Origin of the sequence: Sebaldella sp. S0638, assembly GCF_024158605.1 — a bacterium.
GTDB lineage: Bacteria > Fusobacteriota > Fusobacteriia > Fusobacteriales > Leptotrichiaceae > Sebaldella.
In genome coordinates, this window is record NZ_JAMZGM010000032.1 from 1 (window position 1) to 15,359 (window position 15,359).

The window sequence follows — 15,359 nt, forward strand, 5'->3', positions numbered from 1 at the left end:
ATAGTGCGGATTTTTCATGGGTTTAAACATATAATATTAAATAAGAAAGCATTGTTTGAAAAGTGCCGTAAATTATAGTCTATAATTGAACCCTAAGTCAAGGAGGTTGTAGAATTAAGCAAACAAAAATAAAAGAGCGTGTATGAGGTATTTTTAGCAGTAATTTTTTGAATATTATTATAGAAATTTTTATAATTGTTTAGTAAACAATATATTGAATGTGTAAATTTCGTATGCTATAATTTTGAAAAGATTATTTTTTTCTGGGTAAAATGTTTTGATATATTTCAAAATTATTAAACAATGAAAAAAAAATTTTTTTTATTTATATTTTTTTTTAACAACTACAAATATAAAATACAGCAAAATTAAAATAAATTATTGACAAAAACCATGAAAAATAATAGAATTTTAGAAGGAATATAAAAAATCAGGAGGTATATGGGTGAAAAAGTTAAAATTATTATTGCTTACATTAGTAAGTATATTTGTGTTAGTATCATGTTCAAGTGCGCCTATCACAGGAAGACAGCAGCTGAAATTTGTTGACGATGAGAAACTTGCGAATGAATCATCAGCAGCTTACAGTGATTTTATTGCACAGGCAAAACAGCAAAATCTGCTTGCCAACAGTACAAATGACGGAAAAAGAGTGACGAATGTCGGAAATAAACTGTCAGTAGCAGTTGAAAAGTACCTTAGAGAAAATGGTCAGGCTAATAAAGTAGACTATTTGAATTGGGAATTCAATTTAATAAAGTCAGATGACGTAAACGCATTCGCTATGCCTGGCGGTAAAATAGCATTTTATACAGGAATAATGCCTATAGCTAAAAATGATGCAGGGATAGCAGCTATTATGGGACATGAAATAGGTCACGTTATTGCAGGGCATCATGCCGAAGGTAAAAGTAATGAAACTGCAGCAGGATTTGTAATGTTGGGGAAACAGGTTGCTGATATAGTAACTGGAGGAGCAACATCAGTAATCAGCAATGATCTGGTTGGCCAGGGTCTTTCTCTGGGTCTGTTGAAATTCAACAGAACACAAGAGTACGAAGCAGATAAATATGGTATGATTTTCATGGCAATGGCAGGATATAATCCGGAAGAAGCACTTGCAGTATGGGAAAGAATGGCAGCTGCTGGATCGGCAGGCGGTCCTGAAATATTAAGTACACATCCGAATACTGAAAACAGAATCAAAAAAATGAAAGAATACTTACCGGAAGCAATGAAATATTACAATCAAAGTAAATAATTTAAAATAAAAAGAGCTGTTAAGTAATAATAACAGCTTTTTTATTTAGATATTTTTGAAATTCAGTTTTTATAATATGAAAATAATGTATATACAAATTCAAATAAAAATCAAAAAAATTACTAAGGGGGAGAATGTTATAATTTTTTTAACAAAACTGAGAGGAGGAAAATTTTTTAATTTGCCTGATATCTTATCTGCTGCATATTCAAAATAAGACAGGCAGGTGAGGTATGAATGTTTTGACGTTAATACCCAAAATATGGATGCAGAAAACACAGGATTAGAAATGACTTTTTGTCTTTAATAAAATAGATTAAGAAATAAAAAAACAGAATGAAGAAACTAGATGATGAGATAAGAGAAATTTATGAAGCTTTGGAAACATTAAATGAAGGAAAGAAAGAAAAGTTTGATATATTTTCCCAGAATGAGGATACGTTGGTGGGAGAATTGGAAAAGCTGAAATTCAGCTATTTTAAAAAAGGCTTTATTGCATGTTTGTTACATGACGAAGAAAACTCTGTCTCAAAATAAATTTTAGAGAAAAATAAAAGATAAAAAAAATGGGCTGTAAAAAGCTCATTTTTATAAATTATAATTAATTATTGCAACAACTTTTCCAAGAATTTTTACATCACTTAGGTTATTAAATACTGTAATTTTTTTATCAAAATAATTTATTAAAACAATGGTTTTCTCTTTTTTATAATAGTTGCTTATAAAGATATCATCCTGATTTTTAAAAACTCCGATATCTTTAGTGTTAAGAACTTTTATTTCAGGATTAAATATAACGACATACTCTTTGTTAAACTCTATTGCCCTACAAACTTTTGAAACATAAGGAAATTTTAGAAAATCTTTTGAGTATGTACTGTTAATTTCATTAAAACTGTTAAAAGGAACAATTTCAATTTCCTCTTTTTCAAGCTCTTTTTTAGTCGAGAGAGTGGTATAATAGTTCAGAATATCATCTTCTGTTATGTAATTAATCAAATTATACAAGGTCAAAAGATTAATCGCATAAAAGTCTGCAAGGGACTTTAGAATCAAGGGGTTTATACGTAGAATAGTCCCTTGTTCAAGTCTGCTCAATGTTGCAGAATCTATGCCGGTAGCCTTCTCAAGTTCCTTGAAAGTAAGCTCTTTTTTGTGTCGCAGTTCCTTTAGGATTTCTCCCAGTTTCAAAGCATCGTTATATGTAACCTTAAACATAGTAATTCCCCCTATGACGCAATATTTATTAGAATATAACATTTTAAATGTTGTAAATAATCAATAAAATCATAAAAAAAGATTTTAGTCAATCAAAAAAAAATAATTAATAAAAATTGACCGCAATGATAATTTTTTAATTATTTAATCTCAATATATATGTTGCTAAATTTTTCAGATAATACTCAATAAAAATAAAAAAAATGTTTTTGATCATTGACAAAAAAGAGAAAAAATAGTATAAAATATTTATTAGTAAAAAAAAGAGATTCTATATTTTTAAAGCTGAAATAAATTTAAAAATTTTATCCGTATATCATTTATTTCACTTTTTATTAACAAATTTAGTAAAAAAATTCAGCTTACAGATTTTTTTATTTTGTAAAGAAAACCTCCGGAATTTAATAAATATAATATTAAACTAAAATCTGGCTGGGAAACAGAATAAATGAAGTGTTATAAAATAATATTTTAGAAGACTTCATTTATTTTCTTGTATTGGTTATGAAGATTTTGTAATATAAAACGGATAAAAAAATAATATCAAATAAAATAGAACTAGAAAACGCATGTGAGGGGTAAGCTGTGTTACTGGTTCTGTTTTTATATACTGGTTTTTTATTTGTTAATAAAAAATGACACATTACTATTGCAGTAAAGTGTCATAACAGTTTATAGCTAAATATTTTTTAGAAAATATCTGCTGCTAAAAAATATTTTTATCCTGAATAACTGCGAGCTGATCTTGTGAAAGAAGAGCAGCAATTTTATCATTTCTTACTTTTTTTAATTCATTATACTGATCTGTAAAATCATCATTTGCCAGATTTTGTTCAACCAGACCATCAATCTTTCTCTGGAATTCTCCTTCATATCTTAGAATACCTGATTTTTGCTCATGTGTAAGATCCAGCGAACTTATAACATCAGCAATTTTATTGTTTCTTTCTTCAAATTCAAGTCTTTTTTCATTCATAAAAGTGTTATATTTTTTCATTTGTTCGTGTGACAAAACTTTAAAAATTTCTTCTTTTCTTGATGTTCTAAGTGAATTTAACGAAGAAACTTTCTTGGTATAGCTGAAAGGCTGGTTTGCCACTTCTTCTGCCTTTAACTGATATTTAGTGAATATTTTGTTCAATTCTTTCTGCTGTTTATCAGAAGCATTAATAGCCGTAAAAAGCTCTGTTTTATTTATTTTCAGAGTATACACTTTTTTATAATAATCAGAAAGCGAGAATGAAATATTAAACAAAAAAACAACAATTAATATTCTAAATAAAATTTTTCTCATTTTAGCTCCTTAAAAATAATATTTTACATAATTATAGCATAAATTATAAAAAAAATGAATTTATTAGGGTGAATATTATCAATGTCAAAGTTATGCACTGGGAAAAAATATCAGGAAAGAAAATTTTAAAGTAAGAAATATCAGATATAACTTTTGAAAATATGTGTTTTGTTTTCTGTAATATAAAAGAATATTATATGATAAAAATAATAAGAATAAAATATAAATAAAATATAAATTAAATTTGTCTTGACTATTTTGGCGGAATAGATATATAATGATTTATAAAAAAAATTTTTTAATGAGTGTAGAATCTGGGGGGATTATGTGGAGTTTAAAGAATTTTTTCAAATGCTGACAATTATGTTATCGGTGTTTTTCATGTATCGCCAAATAAAAAATTCCAATAAACAGAAAGAAAAAGAATATGATTACAAAAGAAAAGAAAAAGCTGTGGAAATGGCAGTTGTTTTCCAGAAAATGCTAAAGGAAGTGTCATATATTGTAGGTATCCTGGAAAAAACAAAAATAAAAGAAATGTATCATGACAGAATTAAGTTTAATGAATTAAAAGAATTCGACTATGAAGAACTAATTTCAAAGTTCGGAAAAAATGCAATCAGAGAAATAAAAGGAGCGGATATACTCGAAACAGTGAGTATTAATGATGCAGCAAATTTATATATAAGATATAATTACGCAGATGAAAATTTTTTGAAACTTTGTGACAGTCAGGAAACTGAGAAAATATCTTTATTTATTATGAATGATTTTTTTGAACGTAAATCCAGAGTGCTAAATAAATTAGAATGGTTCTCGATGAATTTTACATCAGGACTTGCAGACGAATCTGTGGTATATCAGTCGCTTCATCAGGTATATTTGAGTTTTGTGAAGCTTTTTCATTTTGAAATATCAATAAAAAATAAAGAAGGACCAAAAGATAAATACTACTGTAATATTATAGATCTGTACAGAGAATGGGCAGAGCATTATGAAAGGGCTTTGGAGAGAGAAACGAATGCACAAAGGGAATTTGAAGATAAAATGAATGATAATATCAGAAAAACTGATAAATTTAGCATCAAATATTGATTTTTTAATAAAAATATAGTATTTTAAAAGAAAGGGTGTGATTATATGTGGCATAAAGTTTGTGATTTTATAACTTTGGATCCTAAATGGGATGATCAGGAAGAAACAGATAATAACAGCGGGAAAGACAGTTGACACAGAATAAAATAATTTTGTATAACTAAAATTACAGTTATTATCTTATGTAAAAACAGGAAAACTTTATTCCTGTTTTGATTGCATGTATTTAGAAAATAAAATTAGTATTTATAAAAGTATGGAGCAGAGCTGAAATGAAAAAAATTATATTTATGTTATTAATTACGATACTGACTGTATTATCCTGCGGAAGTAAAACGGATAATACAGATAAGAAAAATGAAATGAATAAAAAATACTCTGATTTCTGGGTATACTTTAAAAGTGTAGAAGGAAAAGCAGAAAATATTTCAAAATTAAATCCGGAAGAACAAAAAGCATTACTGAGCGGCCTAAAGGAAAAGCTTGTAAAGATTGATTATAATCTTGATGTAGAGTTATCAGGTGAGAAAAAAGAACTGTTTGTTACATCAGGAGGAATAAAAAGCAGTTTTTCCAGTGTGAAAAATCTGGCAGAGTCAGCTCCGAAAGATCTGGGCTGGAAAGTAACAGCATTTAAACAGAGAAAGGAACTGCCTTTTACTCTTTCATTTGATAAGACCTTTTCTGTAAATTCAGAAAATATTATGTTCAAAACAGCTGAAGATGGTGAATATCTGAATATTACAGTCTTTTTTGAAGGTCAGGATGTACTTCAGGATGAACAAAAGAAACAGGTTATGTTTGAGTTTCTGGACGGAATAATTGGAGAATATGATACAGAAACATACATAGGGACTATAGATATAGACAGCGGTCCTGACAGTACTTTTGTAAGTGCTGAAAAATTTAGGGAAACTGTGGATAATTTTAAGAAAAAAGTAAAAAGGACAGAATGAATCAATTGTATAATAAACGTATATATCAATTATCTAAAAAATATATCGTTATACAATTGACATATTAATGAAATAGAACTATAATAGATTACAATCTTAAAATAAAGGCTGAGAAGAGGAGAGTAACTTTAGTCAGAAGCTTTGAGCGAATTAGGGATGGTGAGAGCCTAATTAGTGGAGTCTAAAGTGAAGAACACCTTGGAGCTGTCTACCGAAAACTTATTGTTAGTAGGCTAGAACGTAGACCAATGACGTTAGAATTGGCGGGTATCGAGTACTCAAAGAAGTATTTCCGTACCATGTAACTAAATATGACAGATATAATACTGTTATTTCTATAATTGTAGATTATTAATTTTAGTTATATAGGTAAACCCGCGATGCGGGTTTTTTTGTATTCGATGCATAAATTTAATTACAGGGAGTGATCAGGATGTGTGGATTTGTATTTACGTCATATGAGGGGACTAAGCAAAAAGAATTTGATAAGGGGTTTCAGAAAATATATCACCGTGGGCCGGATAATGAAAGTGTAACAATACAAAAAGGCGGAGTATGGGGATTTCACAGGCTGGCAATTATGGATTTGAGTAACAAGGGAAATCAGCCGTTTATGTATAATGGAAGTGAATTAATGTGTAACGGGGAGATATTTAATTATCATGAGCTGCAAAAAATAGTAGAGGATATATATGAGTTTCATTCAGAAAGCGACTGTGAAGTTCTTCTCCCGCTTTATGAAAAATTTGGAATAGAAGTAATGGTAAAAATGTTGGATGCAGAATTTGCAATGGTGCTGTATGACGGGAAAACAGGAGAAGTAATGGCAGCTAGAGACCCTATAGGGATAAGACCATTATTTTATGGCTTTGAAAATGAAACCGGGAAAATTTCTTTTTCCAGTGAAGCGAAAGGATTGGCAGATTTTTGTAAAGGAGTGAAGCCCTTTCCTCCGGGGCATTATTATAAAAACGGGGAATTTCATAGTTATAATGATATAGCTGATCCCAAAATGATAATAGATGAGAAAGAAGAAGCTATAACAGGAAAAATCAAGGATAAACTGGAAGCAGCAGTAATAAAAAGACTTCATTCTGATGCACCTGTAGGCTTTCTTTTGAGCGGAGGTCTGGATTCATCACTGGTATGTGCTATTGCCCAGAAACATCTGAAAAAACCTATAAAAACTTTTGCAATAGGAATGGAAACAGATCCTATAGATTTGAAATATGCCGGTGAGGTGGCAGAATATCTCGGGACGGAACACACAGAGGTCAGAATTACAAAAGATGACGTTCTGGGAGCTCTAAGAGATGTAATATATCATCTTGAAAGCTGGGATATTACCACAATAAGGGCAAGTATAGGAATGTTCCTCATTTGTAAATATATACATGAAAATACAGAATTAAAAGTTCTGCTTACAGGAGAAGTCAGCGATGAAATTTTTGGATATAAATATACAGATTTTGCACCGTCTCCGGAAGAATTTCAGAAAGAAGCACAAAAGAGAATCAGGGAGCTGTATATGTATGATGTATTAAGAGCAGACAGATGTATTGCAGCACATTCTCTTGAAGCCAGAGTGCCTTTTGGAGATCTGGATTTTGTGGATTATGTTATGAGTGTAAATCCTGAAAAGAAAATGAATAAATATGGTCAGGGAAAATATCTTTTAAGAAAAGCTTTTGAGAATGCGGGATATCTTCCGGACAGCATTCTTTACAGAGAAAAAGCAGCTTTTAGTGATGCTGTGGGACACTCTATGGTTGATTATCTGAAAGAATATGCAGAATCTAAATATTTGGCAGAAGATTTGGAAAAGGCCGGGGAAAAATATCCGTATAAAACACCTTTCACTAAAGAATCCCTTTTGTACAGAGAGATTTTTGAAGAGTTCTATCAGGGAAATGCAGAATGGATAAAAGATTTTTGGATGCCTAATCAGGAATGGGAAGGATGCAGAGTTGATGATCCAAGTGCCAGAGTATTGTCAAACTACGGAGACAGCGGAAAATAAATATGAAATACTGCTTATATTATAGACTTTACAAATAACAGAATTTTAAGTAAAATATCATAAAGAGACATTTTATAAATAAGCAGAGGTGAGTGAATGGATAAAAAAGAACAGATAATAAGAAGATACTTTGATTCATGGATTACCGGTGAAGTTTCGGTATTATCGGAAACATTTGCTGAAAATGCCGTTTATGTGGAATCATACGGTCCTTTATACAGAGGTTTGGATGCTATTATCAAGTGGTTTGACAACTGGAATGAACATGGATCTGTTTTGGAATGGAAGATTCTCAGATTTATACATTCCAGTGAAACAGTGGTATGTGAATGGTTTTTTAAATGTGTGTATGATGAGAAAAAAGAAGAATTTAACGGAGTATCCCTTATTTCTTTTGATTCCAAAAATAAAATTACACAGTTAAGGGAATTTTATTCAAAACTTCCTAATTACGAACCTTATAGATGATTTTATAAAATAAAACGGAGGGTATGAAAACAGCTTATAAGATTGAAAGTCGAAATAAATAAAATATAATGCATAAAAAAAGATTAGGCTAAGAGAAAAGCCCTATAATTATATCAAGCTAATAAGAAGAATAATTTTTTCATATACCCCCTTAGTTGTCTCGAAATACCCGTTTTGAGACAACTTTTTTATTTGATAGGTTATTTGCTTATCTGATAATTACAATAAAAAAATCCACCTTTCTGCAATAAATGAAGGGTGGATTTTTCCATATTCTAAATCAAATTCTTTTTTTTGAGAGTAATTTATTAATAAAATTCTTTAATTCCTTAAAAGCACTTCTTGTATTTATTTCATCAAGTGTTTCTATAAGAATTTTGATATGTTCGTCGTCAAGACTTTCTTTTTTGTCAGCTATAAAAGTAGCTCTGCTTTTTATAATAAATGTAAGTATCTCATCCCGCGACATGCTATTTGCAACCATATCAGCAACAGTTTTACTTTTGGAAGCAAATTTTATAAAATCTTTGTTCATAAGTGCATAATTTAATTTACCTTTTTCATCACTGTATCTTTCTATGATGGCCTGATACTCATCGCTGTTTACCATATCAATTATTTCCTGCTCAGGTTCTTCCACTTTTTCAGTATATTTAGAAACATCAATTTTTATATTTTGGCGTCCTGAATAAGGCATTCCCAGTGTTAGTTCCATTGCTTCCTCAAACGCTTCAATAGGAAACAAAGTTTCATCAATTTTTCCATAAGGGACAGGTTCTCCTGTACTTTTGTCCAAGGTCGCTGCTGCTGTTGCTTCAGTATCTAAACGAAGTATTTTTATACCTGCACCTCCGGACGTGAGCTTTTGCTTATAGGCAATTGCCGGAATTATACTTAATTCCACGGATTTTGTTCTTACAATAGTCATAATATCGACCTCCCTGATTTTTTTACTGTACATATAAATATGATACCAGAAGAAAAATAGTTTGTATAGTTATAATAAATTTTTATATAATATTATCTGAATAAATATATTTGTTTATTGTTAAATTATTGAGGTGCGGCACATATGATTATTTCAAATACTAATTTATTTCTTTAATAAATAAAAATGAAAAATTTTATATTTGTGCCTGTTATGAGTAAAACATATTTATTTTCATGTGAAATTTTAATAAAAAGATAGATTCTTATAAATGTAAAAGCTGAAATAAATAAAATATAATACATAAAAAAAGATTATACTAAGAGAAAAGCCCTATAATTATATCAAGCTAATAAGAAGAATAATTTTTTCATATACCCCTTGAGTTGTCTCGAAATACCCGTTTTGAGACAACTTTTTTATTGCCGGTATTTCTTATGAATGAATGGTTTATTGACTAACGGGTAAAAATCAGTATAATTATATGGTGTAAATAAAATAACAGAGAGGAGAAGGTTAATGGAGGAAAAGAAACTTGTACAAAAAGTAAAAGAAGATGCGGAAAACTTGTTTCGAGAAGGGAAATTTTATTGTTCAGAAGCAATAGTTTCTTCTATAAGAACAAATCTTGATCCTGATATGCCTGAAAGCATGATTGCCGCAGCATCAGGTTTTCCTATAGGGATAGGAAAATCAAAATGTGTATGCGGTGCTGTTTCCGGCGGGATTATCAGTCTGGGATATTTTTTTGGAAGAACAAAGGGGGCGGACTCCAAAGTGGATAGAACACTTGCTTTGGCTAATGAATTACAGGAAAGCTTTCGAAGCAACCATAAAGTTTTATGCTGCAAAATACTTACTAAAGGAATGGATATGAGTTCGGGGGAACACAAGAATCAATGTGTATCATTCACTGGGGAGATAGCAGAAAAAGCAGCGGAAATAATTTTGAGAGAGCTGAATCACAGTGAGAGCCATGAATAAAATTATAAAGAACATACCTCTGCCAATAGCGGGCCTGATTCTTTCAATGGCAGTAACGGGAAATATACTTGAAGATATACATGTTAATATAAGATATGCGTATGGGGTTACAGCAGCAGTTTTAATGCTGTTTCTTATTTTGAAAATATTGTTTTACAGGGAGACTGTAGTAAAAGAACTGGAGAATCCTGTGGTTTTAACAGTGTTTCCTACATTTGATATGGGATTAATGGTACTTGCCACTTATATAAGCAGATTTCACGCGACAGCTGCTTTTCACATATGGGTTTTTGCTGTTTTTATTCATTTTTGCTGGATTATATATGTTACTAAAAAATTATTTTCGAATTTTGATATAAATAAAATTTTTCCGAGTATTTTTGTAACATATGTAGGAATAGTAACAGCCAGTGTTACAGCACCTGTATTCAAAATGCAGACTCTCGGGCAGTATATTTTTTACTTCGGATTTATATCTTATTTATTGCTGACAATTATAGTTTTTTTCAGAATGGTTAAAATAAAAGGAATTCCAGAACCGGCTTTTCCCGCAGGAGCTATTTTGGCGGCACCGGCTAGCCTTTGTCTTGCAGGATATATAAGTTCCTTTAAGGATAAAAATGAAGTGATTTTATATTTTTTACTGATATTATCGTTATTTATGACATTTTTTGTATTATTTTTCTTTTATAAATTTCATACAAAAAAGTTTTATCCCAGTTTTTCGGCTTTTACCTTTCCATTTGTGATAAGCACTCTTGCATTGAAAAGTTATATTAAATATCTGAATACATATCAGGGAACAGGTAATATGATTTTTTCAAAAGAACTGCTCACAGGTGTGTATTATTTTGAACTGATATTTTCGGTTGCAGCTGTTTTTTATGTATTTATAAGATATGTGATGTTTTTTAAAGCTAAATTTGCAGCAGTGAAGGAAAGTAATTGATTTTACAGGTAAATTTGATTCTTATAAATTTAAAAGCAGAAATAAATAAAATATAATGTATAAAAAAAGAGTAAGCTAAGAAAAAAATTCTATAATTATATCAAGCTAATAAGAATAATATTTTTTTCATATACCCCCAAAGCAGGCCGCTTGTTTCAAAAGAACGAGCGGCCTGCAATTTTTATGTAAAAAAATAATTGATAAAAACCTTGACGTGGAGTTAACTCGAGGGTGTATACTGAATTACATCTAAAGAATGAGGTGATAATTGTGGAAAAGCGAAAATTAGGAAAAAGCGGTCTGGAAGTATCAGCAATGGGACTGGGATGTATGGGAATGAGCCATGGTTTTGGACCCGTTTCTGATAAAAAAGAAATGATTAGTCTGATAAGAGAAGCTTTTGATAAAGGCGTTACTTTTTTTGATACAGCTGAATGTTACGGCCCGTATATAAATGAGGAACTTTTGGGAGAAGCACTGGAGCCGATTAGGGATCAGGTGGTAATTGCTACTAAATTCGGGTTTGATATACAGAATGGAAAACAGGTCGGCGTGGACAGCAGACCGGAACATATAAAAAAAGTGGTGGAAGAATCACTAAAGCGTTTGAAAGCGGAAGTAATTGATTTATACTATCAGCATAGAGTTGATCCTGATGTTCCTGTGGAGGATGTGGCGGGAACTATAAAGGAACTCATAAAGGAAGGGAAAATCAAATACTGGGGTCTTTCAGAAGCGGGTGCTGACACAATCAGACGGGCACATGCCGTTCAGCCTGTTACAGCAGTTCAAAGTGAGTATTCACTGTGGTGGAGACGCCCAGAAGAAAAAATACTGCCTCTTCTGGAAGAACTTGGAATAGGTTTTGTTCCTTTCAGTCCGCTTGGAAGAGGGTATTTAACAGGAAATATCAATAAAAATACGGTTTTTGAAAAAAATGATTTTCGTAATATTCTGCCGCGTTTTTCTAAAGAAGCTATCACGGATAACGAGATTATAGTTGATTTTTTGAAAAAAGAAGGCGAAAAAATGAATGTAACCCCTGCGCAGATAGCATTAGCATGGCTGTTAGCCCAGAAACCATGGATAGTGCCGATTCCGGGTACAAGAAAATCAAACCGTCTGGAAGAAAATTTAGGTGCGGTTAATATAAAATTATCTGCTGACCAGCTGAAAGAAATAAATGAAGTATTGTCAAAAATAGTTGTTACAGGTAACCGTTACACTGAGGAATTGGAAAAATTAACAGAACAATAAAATCAACACTGGAGATTATATAAAATTTGGATATAAATCCTAATATAAAATAATTGACCTGTTTATTCTCTGAAACAATGAGAAAAACAGGTCAATTTTATATTTTTACATTCCGGCAATATGTCTCATTCTTTCCAGTGAATAAGAGAAAAATTCCTTATACGATTCACAAAAATAATTCAATCCTAAAGAAGCTTTCTGCTCTCTGTATCTTCTGCATCCGCCCCTGCACATATAAAGAAATTCACAATCAGTACATTTTTTGTCCAAAGTATGGGACATCTGTTCAAACTCTTTTATTTTAGGACTCTTTTTTATATCTGAATAAGAGCTTTCTGTGATATTGCCAAGTTTCCATCTGTCCAAAACATAAAAGTCGCAGGGATAGACACTTCCGTCGGCTTCAAGCAGATAATAAAATTCACAGCGTCCTTTCATAGCACAATTTTCAGGGGGATATCCTTTCAGCATATTTATATAGTTATTAAAGTCCCTGATGCTGATATAAGTTCCTGCCATAAAATCTTCGTACCATAAATCAAACAGTTTTTTCAGAAAAAAGCTGTATGAAGAAGGAGTGAGAAAAGACGGCTTATTAGAGTCAAAGCTGTTTATAGAGGGAATGAACTGAAGATACCGGAAATTATTTTCCTTAAAAAAATTATAGATATCTTCAACAGCGGCTGCAAGCTCATTAGTAACTACTGTTAGTATATTATATTCCACATTATATTCGTTAAAAATTTTTACAGTATTCATTATTTCGGCAAAAGAGCCTTTGTTTTCTGTATTAACTCTGTGAAAATCATGGGTTTCCTCGTTCCCGTCAAGTGAAAGTCCCACAAGAAAATTATTTTTTGCAAAAAAGTCTGCCCATTCTTCATTTAGTAAATATCCATTAGTTTGAACAGAATTATATATATCAAGATTTTTATAATTATACTTTTTTTGAAATTCCAGAAGTTTTTTGTAAAAATCCAGTCCCGCAAGAGTAGGTTCTCCGCCTTGAAAAGCGAATGAGCAGTAGCTGTCAGCTTCCATAAGAGTTTTTTTGACTATTTCTTCCAGAATCTCTGTTTTCATAATTCCATAACTTTCTATTTCACGACATGCCGCCACATCAAAGTAAAAGCAATATTTGCATCGCAGATTACACAGACTGGAAGCAGGTTTTATAAGTAAATTTATCGGTTCCATATTTTTCTCCTTACTTTAAATACAGATTTTTTATAAAAATCCGTATAATCTTATTCTAGCATTTTATAAAATTTTACTCAAATATAAAAACAGAAGGTTTATTTTATGGATTCAATGCTTATAGACATATACAGGACTTACTGGTATAATAGATATAAATCAATTGAATAATATAAAACAAAAATAAGGAGCTGTGAAATGAGAATATATTCGTGGAATGTAAACGGGATAAGAGCGTTATACAATAAGGGAGAATTTTTGAGAATATTTGAAGAAGAACCGGAAATTATTTGTATTCAGGAAACAAAGGCACAGGCTGAACAATTGTCTGAAGAACTCTTAAATATAAACGGTTATAATTCTTTTTTTGAGTCTGCCGATAGAAAAGGTTACAGCGGTGTGGCGGTTTACAGTAAAGAAAAACCGATTATGGTGAAAAAGTTTGATATTGAAAGATTTGATTCTGAGGGAAGATATATAGAACTGGAGTATGAAAAATTTATACTGATAAACTGTTATTTCCCAAACAGTCAGGAAAAAGGAAAAAGGCTTGATTATAAAATAGATTTCTGTGATGAGATTTTGAATTATCTCGAAGAAAGAAAAAAAAGCGGGAAAGCAGTGATAATAACAGGTGATTATAATATAGCACATGAGCCGATAGATCTTGCCAGACCGAAGGATAACGAGGAAAATCCGGGATATCTTCCGGAAGAAAGAGCATGGATGACAAAGTTCATAGAAGCCGGTTATGTGGATAGTTTTAGAAAATTTTATCCTGAAGAAGTAAAATATACCTGGTGGTCTTACAGAACACGTGCGAGAGAGAAGAATATCGGCTGGAGAATAGATTATTTCTGTATAAATAAAGAGGCAGAAAGGATATTAATTGATTCTGGAATAAGAAATGACGTGTTTGGATCTGACCATTGTCCTATTTACATTGATATCAATGTAAATGATTAATACTTTGATAGATTTAAATTTAAAGTAACGGATATGAAAATATTGATACCCTGTTTGATAAAATTAATTATAAAAATTTTGAAATCAGGGTATTAAATATTGAAAATTGCCCTGCTGCTGATTTTTTCGAGATCAATATCAGAAATACCAAGATAGCGCTGGGTAACTGAAGTGTTGCTGTGATTCAGAAGGCGTCTTACTAATTCTATATTATTCTTGCTCTCCTTATATTTCAGTGTAGCAAAGGTTTTTCTGAAGCTGTGTGTGGAAATATCCCTTAGTCTTAAATACTTTATAACTGTTTTTAGATTCTTTTGTACAGTACGTACATTTAAATTGTCAAATAAAAGGTCATCATATCCAATATGGTTTTCCTGACAGTATTCATTAATTGCATTATAGGTATTTCTAGGATAAGAACGGGACAGGTTCTTTTTGGTTTTCTGTTCTGTTATATTAATCCGGGAATTCAGGATATGTTTTCTTCTAAGCTGCAGGATATCCCCGATCCGTAATCCGGTGTTAACCTGAAATAGTAACAGATAATAAATCTTTTTTTTAGATCTGAAAGTTCGGATTTTTTGATCGTCTCTATATGTAAAGCCGTGTTTTAACAAATCCAGGATACTGTTTAATTCTTTAAAAGTCAATGCTCTAGTTTTCATAGCTCCTCCAATGTCCATTATATATAATGTAACTATAATAGCATATCTTTATAAATATGCTTATATATTATCATAATAATAATTTAAATATATTGATAAAA

Annotated in this window: 15 protein-coding genes; 10 read left to right on the top strand and 5 right to left on the bottom strand. The window is 31.0% G+C overall.

What is annotated here, in order from left to right; all coding sequences use genetic code 11:
- Positions 1-445: 445 nt before the first annotated feature.
- On the top strand, positions 446-1,261 hold the full coding sequence (locus NK213_RS10125) for a M48 family metalloprotease (protein ID WP_253348840.1): 816 nt from the start codon (positions 446-448) through the stop codon (positions 1,259-1,261).
- Positions 1,262-1,597: 336 nt separating this feature from the next.
- The gene (locus tag NK213_RS10130) at positions 1,598-1,798 is read left to right on the top strand and encodes a hypothetical protein (protein ID WP_253348841.1); all 201 of its coding nucleotides are present in this window, start codon (positions 1,598-1,600) and stop codon (positions 1,796-1,798) included.
- 51 nt (positions 1,799-1,849) lie between these two features.
- On the opposite strand, the gene NK213_RS10135 is transcribed toward NK213_RS10130, so the two are convergent.
- Positions 1,850-2,479, bottom strand: a complete 630-nt coding sequence (locus tag NK213_RS10135) for a helix-turn-helix transcriptional regulator (RefSeq protein ID WP_253348842.1) — start codon at positions 2,477-2,479, stop codon at positions 1,850-1,852.
- Positions 2,480-3,185: 706 nt separating this feature from the next.
- Positions 3,186-3,773 (bottom strand): viral A-type inclusion protein, encoded by a 588-nt coding sequence (locus NK213_RS10140; protein ID WP_253348843.1) that lies wholly within the window; start codon positions 3,771-3,773, stop codon positions 3,186-3,188.
- Between the two features lie 381 nt (positions 3,774-4,154).
- On the opposite strand from NK213_RS10140, the gene NK213_RS10145 reads away from it, so the two are divergent.
- The 4 genes from NK213_RS10145 (at position 4,155) to NK213_RS10160 (ending at position 8,312) form a co-directional block, all read left to right on the top strand.
- Positions 4,155-4,868 carry a hypothetical protein gene (locus tag NK213_RS10145; RefSeq protein WP_253348844.1) on the top strand — a complete coding sequence of 238 codons (714 nt, stop codon included), beginning with the start codon at positions 4,155-4,157 and terminating at the stop codon, positions 4,866-4,868.
- 272 nt (positions 4,869-5,140) lie between these two features.
- Entirely contained in the window at positions 5,141-5,824 is a 684-nt protein-coding gene (locus NK213_RS10150) for a hypothetical protein (RefSeq protein ID WP_253348845.1), read from the top strand.
- A 433-nt stretch (positions 5,825-6,257) separates the two neighbouring features.
- Positions 6,258-7,844, top strand: coding sequence for an asparagine synthase B (gene asnB, locus NK213_RS10155; RefSeq protein WP_253348846.1), 1,587 nt, complete (start codon positions 6,258-6,260; stop codon positions 7,842-7,844).
- 96 nt (positions 7,845-7,940) lie between these two features.
- The gene (locus NK213_RS10160) at positions 7,941-8,312 is read left to right on the top strand and encodes a nuclear transport factor 2 family protein (RefSeq protein WP_253348847.1); all 372 of its coding nucleotides are present in this window, start codon (positions 7,941-7,943) and stop codon (positions 8,310-8,312) included.
- Positions 8,313-8,592: 280 nt separating this feature from the next.
- Here NK213_RS10160 and NK213_RS10165 read toward each other — a convergent pair whose 3' ends face one another.
- Positions 8,593-9,240, bottom strand: coding sequence for a hypothetical protein (locus NK213_RS10165; protein WP_253348848.1), 648 nt, complete (start codon positions 9,238-9,240; stop codon positions 8,593-8,595).
- A gap of 519 nt (positions 9,241-9,759) precedes the next feature.
- Here NK213_RS10165 and NK213_RS10170 point away from each other — a divergent pair.
- The 3 genes from NK213_RS10170 to NK213_RS10180 all read left to right on the top strand — a co-directional run bounded on the left by NK213_RS10170 (position 9,760) and on the right by NK213_RS10180 (position 12,430).
- Positions 9,760-10,224: a C-GCAxxG-C-C family (seleno)protein gene (locus tag NK213_RS10170; protein ID WP_253348849.1), complete on the top strand. Its 465-nt coding sequence runs from the start codon at positions 9,760-9,762 to the stop codon at positions 10,222-10,224.
- Positions 10,217-11,173, top strand: coding sequence for a TDT family transporter (locus tag NK213_RS10175; RefSeq protein ID WP_253348850.1), 957 nt, complete (start codon positions 10,217-10,219; stop codon positions 11,171-11,173). Before NK213_RS10170 ends, NK213_RS10175 begins: the two co-directional genes overlap by 8 nt.
- A gap of 270 nt (positions 11,174-11,443) precedes the next feature.
- On the top strand, positions 11,444-12,430 hold the full coding sequence (locus NK213_RS10180; protein WP_253348851.1) for an aldo/keto reductase: 987 nt from the start codon (positions 11,444-11,446) through the stop codon (positions 12,428-12,430).
- A gap of 105 nt (positions 12,431-12,535) precedes the next feature.
- Here the strand turns inward: NK213_RS10180 and NK213_RS10185 are convergent, their stop codons facing one another.
- Positions 12,536-13,627 carry an anaerobic sulfatase maturase gene (locus NK213_RS10185; RefSeq protein WP_253348852.1) on the bottom strand — a complete coding sequence of 364 codons (1,092 nt, stop codon included), beginning with the start codon at positions 13,625-13,627 and terminating at the stop codon, positions 12,536-12,538.
- 198 nt (positions 13,628-13,825) lie between these two features.
- On the opposite strand from NK213_RS10185, the gene NK213_RS10190 reads away from it, so the two are divergent.
- The gene (locus tag NK213_RS10190) at positions 13,826-14,593 is read left to right on the top strand and encodes an exodeoxyribonuclease III (RefSeq protein ID WP_253348853.1); all 768 of its coding nucleotides are present in this window, start codon (positions 13,826-13,828) and stop codon (positions 14,591-14,593) included.
- Positions 14,594-14,685: 92 nt separating this feature from the next.
- On the opposite strand, the gene NK213_RS10195 is transcribed toward NK213_RS10190, so the two are convergent.
- Positions 14,686-15,258 carry a tyrosine-type recombinase/integrase gene (locus NK213_RS10195; protein WP_253348854.1) on the bottom strand — a complete coding sequence of 191 codons (573 nt, stop codon included), beginning with the start codon at positions 15,256-15,258 and terminating at the stop codon, positions 14,686-14,688.
- Between the last annotated feature and the right edge of the window lie 101 nt (positions 15,259-15,359).

Coding starts and splice junctions, on each gene's coding strand:
- NK213_RS10130 (WP_253348841.1), top strand. CDS start 1,598: ATGAAGAAACTAGATGATGAGATAAGAGAAATTTATGAAGCTTTGGAA.
- NK213_RS10135 (WP_253348842.1), bottom strand. CDS start 2,479: ATGTTTAAGGTTACATATAACGATGCTTTGAAACTGGGAGAAATCCTA.
- NK213_RS10140 (WP_253348843.1), bottom strand. CDS start 3,773: ATGAGAAAAATTTTATTTAGAATATTAATTGTTGTTTTTTTGTTTAAT.
- NK213_RS10145 (WP_253348844.1), top strand. CDS start 4,155: ATGTATCGCCAAATAAAAAATTCCAATAAACAGAAAGAAAAAGAATAT.
- NK213_RS10150 (WP_253348845.1), top strand. CDS start 5,141: ATGAAAAAAATTATATTTATGTTATTAATTACGATACTGACTGTATTA.
- asnB (WP_253348846.1), top strand. CDS start 6,258: ATGTGTGGATTTGTATTTACGTCATATGAGGGGACTAAGCAAAAAGAA.
- NK213_RS10160 (WP_253348847.1), top strand. CDS start 7,941: ATGGATAAAAAAGAACAGATAATAAGAAGATACTTTGATTCATGGATT.
- NK213_RS10165 (WP_253348848.1), bottom strand. CDS start 9,240: ATGACTATTGTAAGAACAAAATCCGTGGAATTAAGTATAATTCCGGCA.
- NK213_RS10170 (WP_253348849.1), top strand. CDS start 9,760: ATGGAGGAAAAGAAACTTGTACAAAAAGTAAAAGAAGATGCGGAAAAC.
- NK213_RS10175 (WP_253348850.1), top strand. CDS start 10,217: ATGAATAAAATTATAAAGAACATACCTCTGCCAATAGCGGGCCTGATT.
- NK213_RS10185 (WP_253348852.1), bottom strand. CDS start 13,627: ATGGAACCGATAAATTTACTTATAAAACCTGCTTCCAGTCTGTGTAAT.
- NK213_RS10190 (WP_253348853.1), top strand. CDS start 13,826: ATGAGAATATATTCGTGGAATGTAAACGGGATAAGAGCGTTATACAAT.
- NK213_RS10195 (WP_253348854.1), bottom strand. CDS start 15,258: ATGAAAACTAGAGCATTGACTTTTAAAGAATTAAACAGTATCCTGGAT.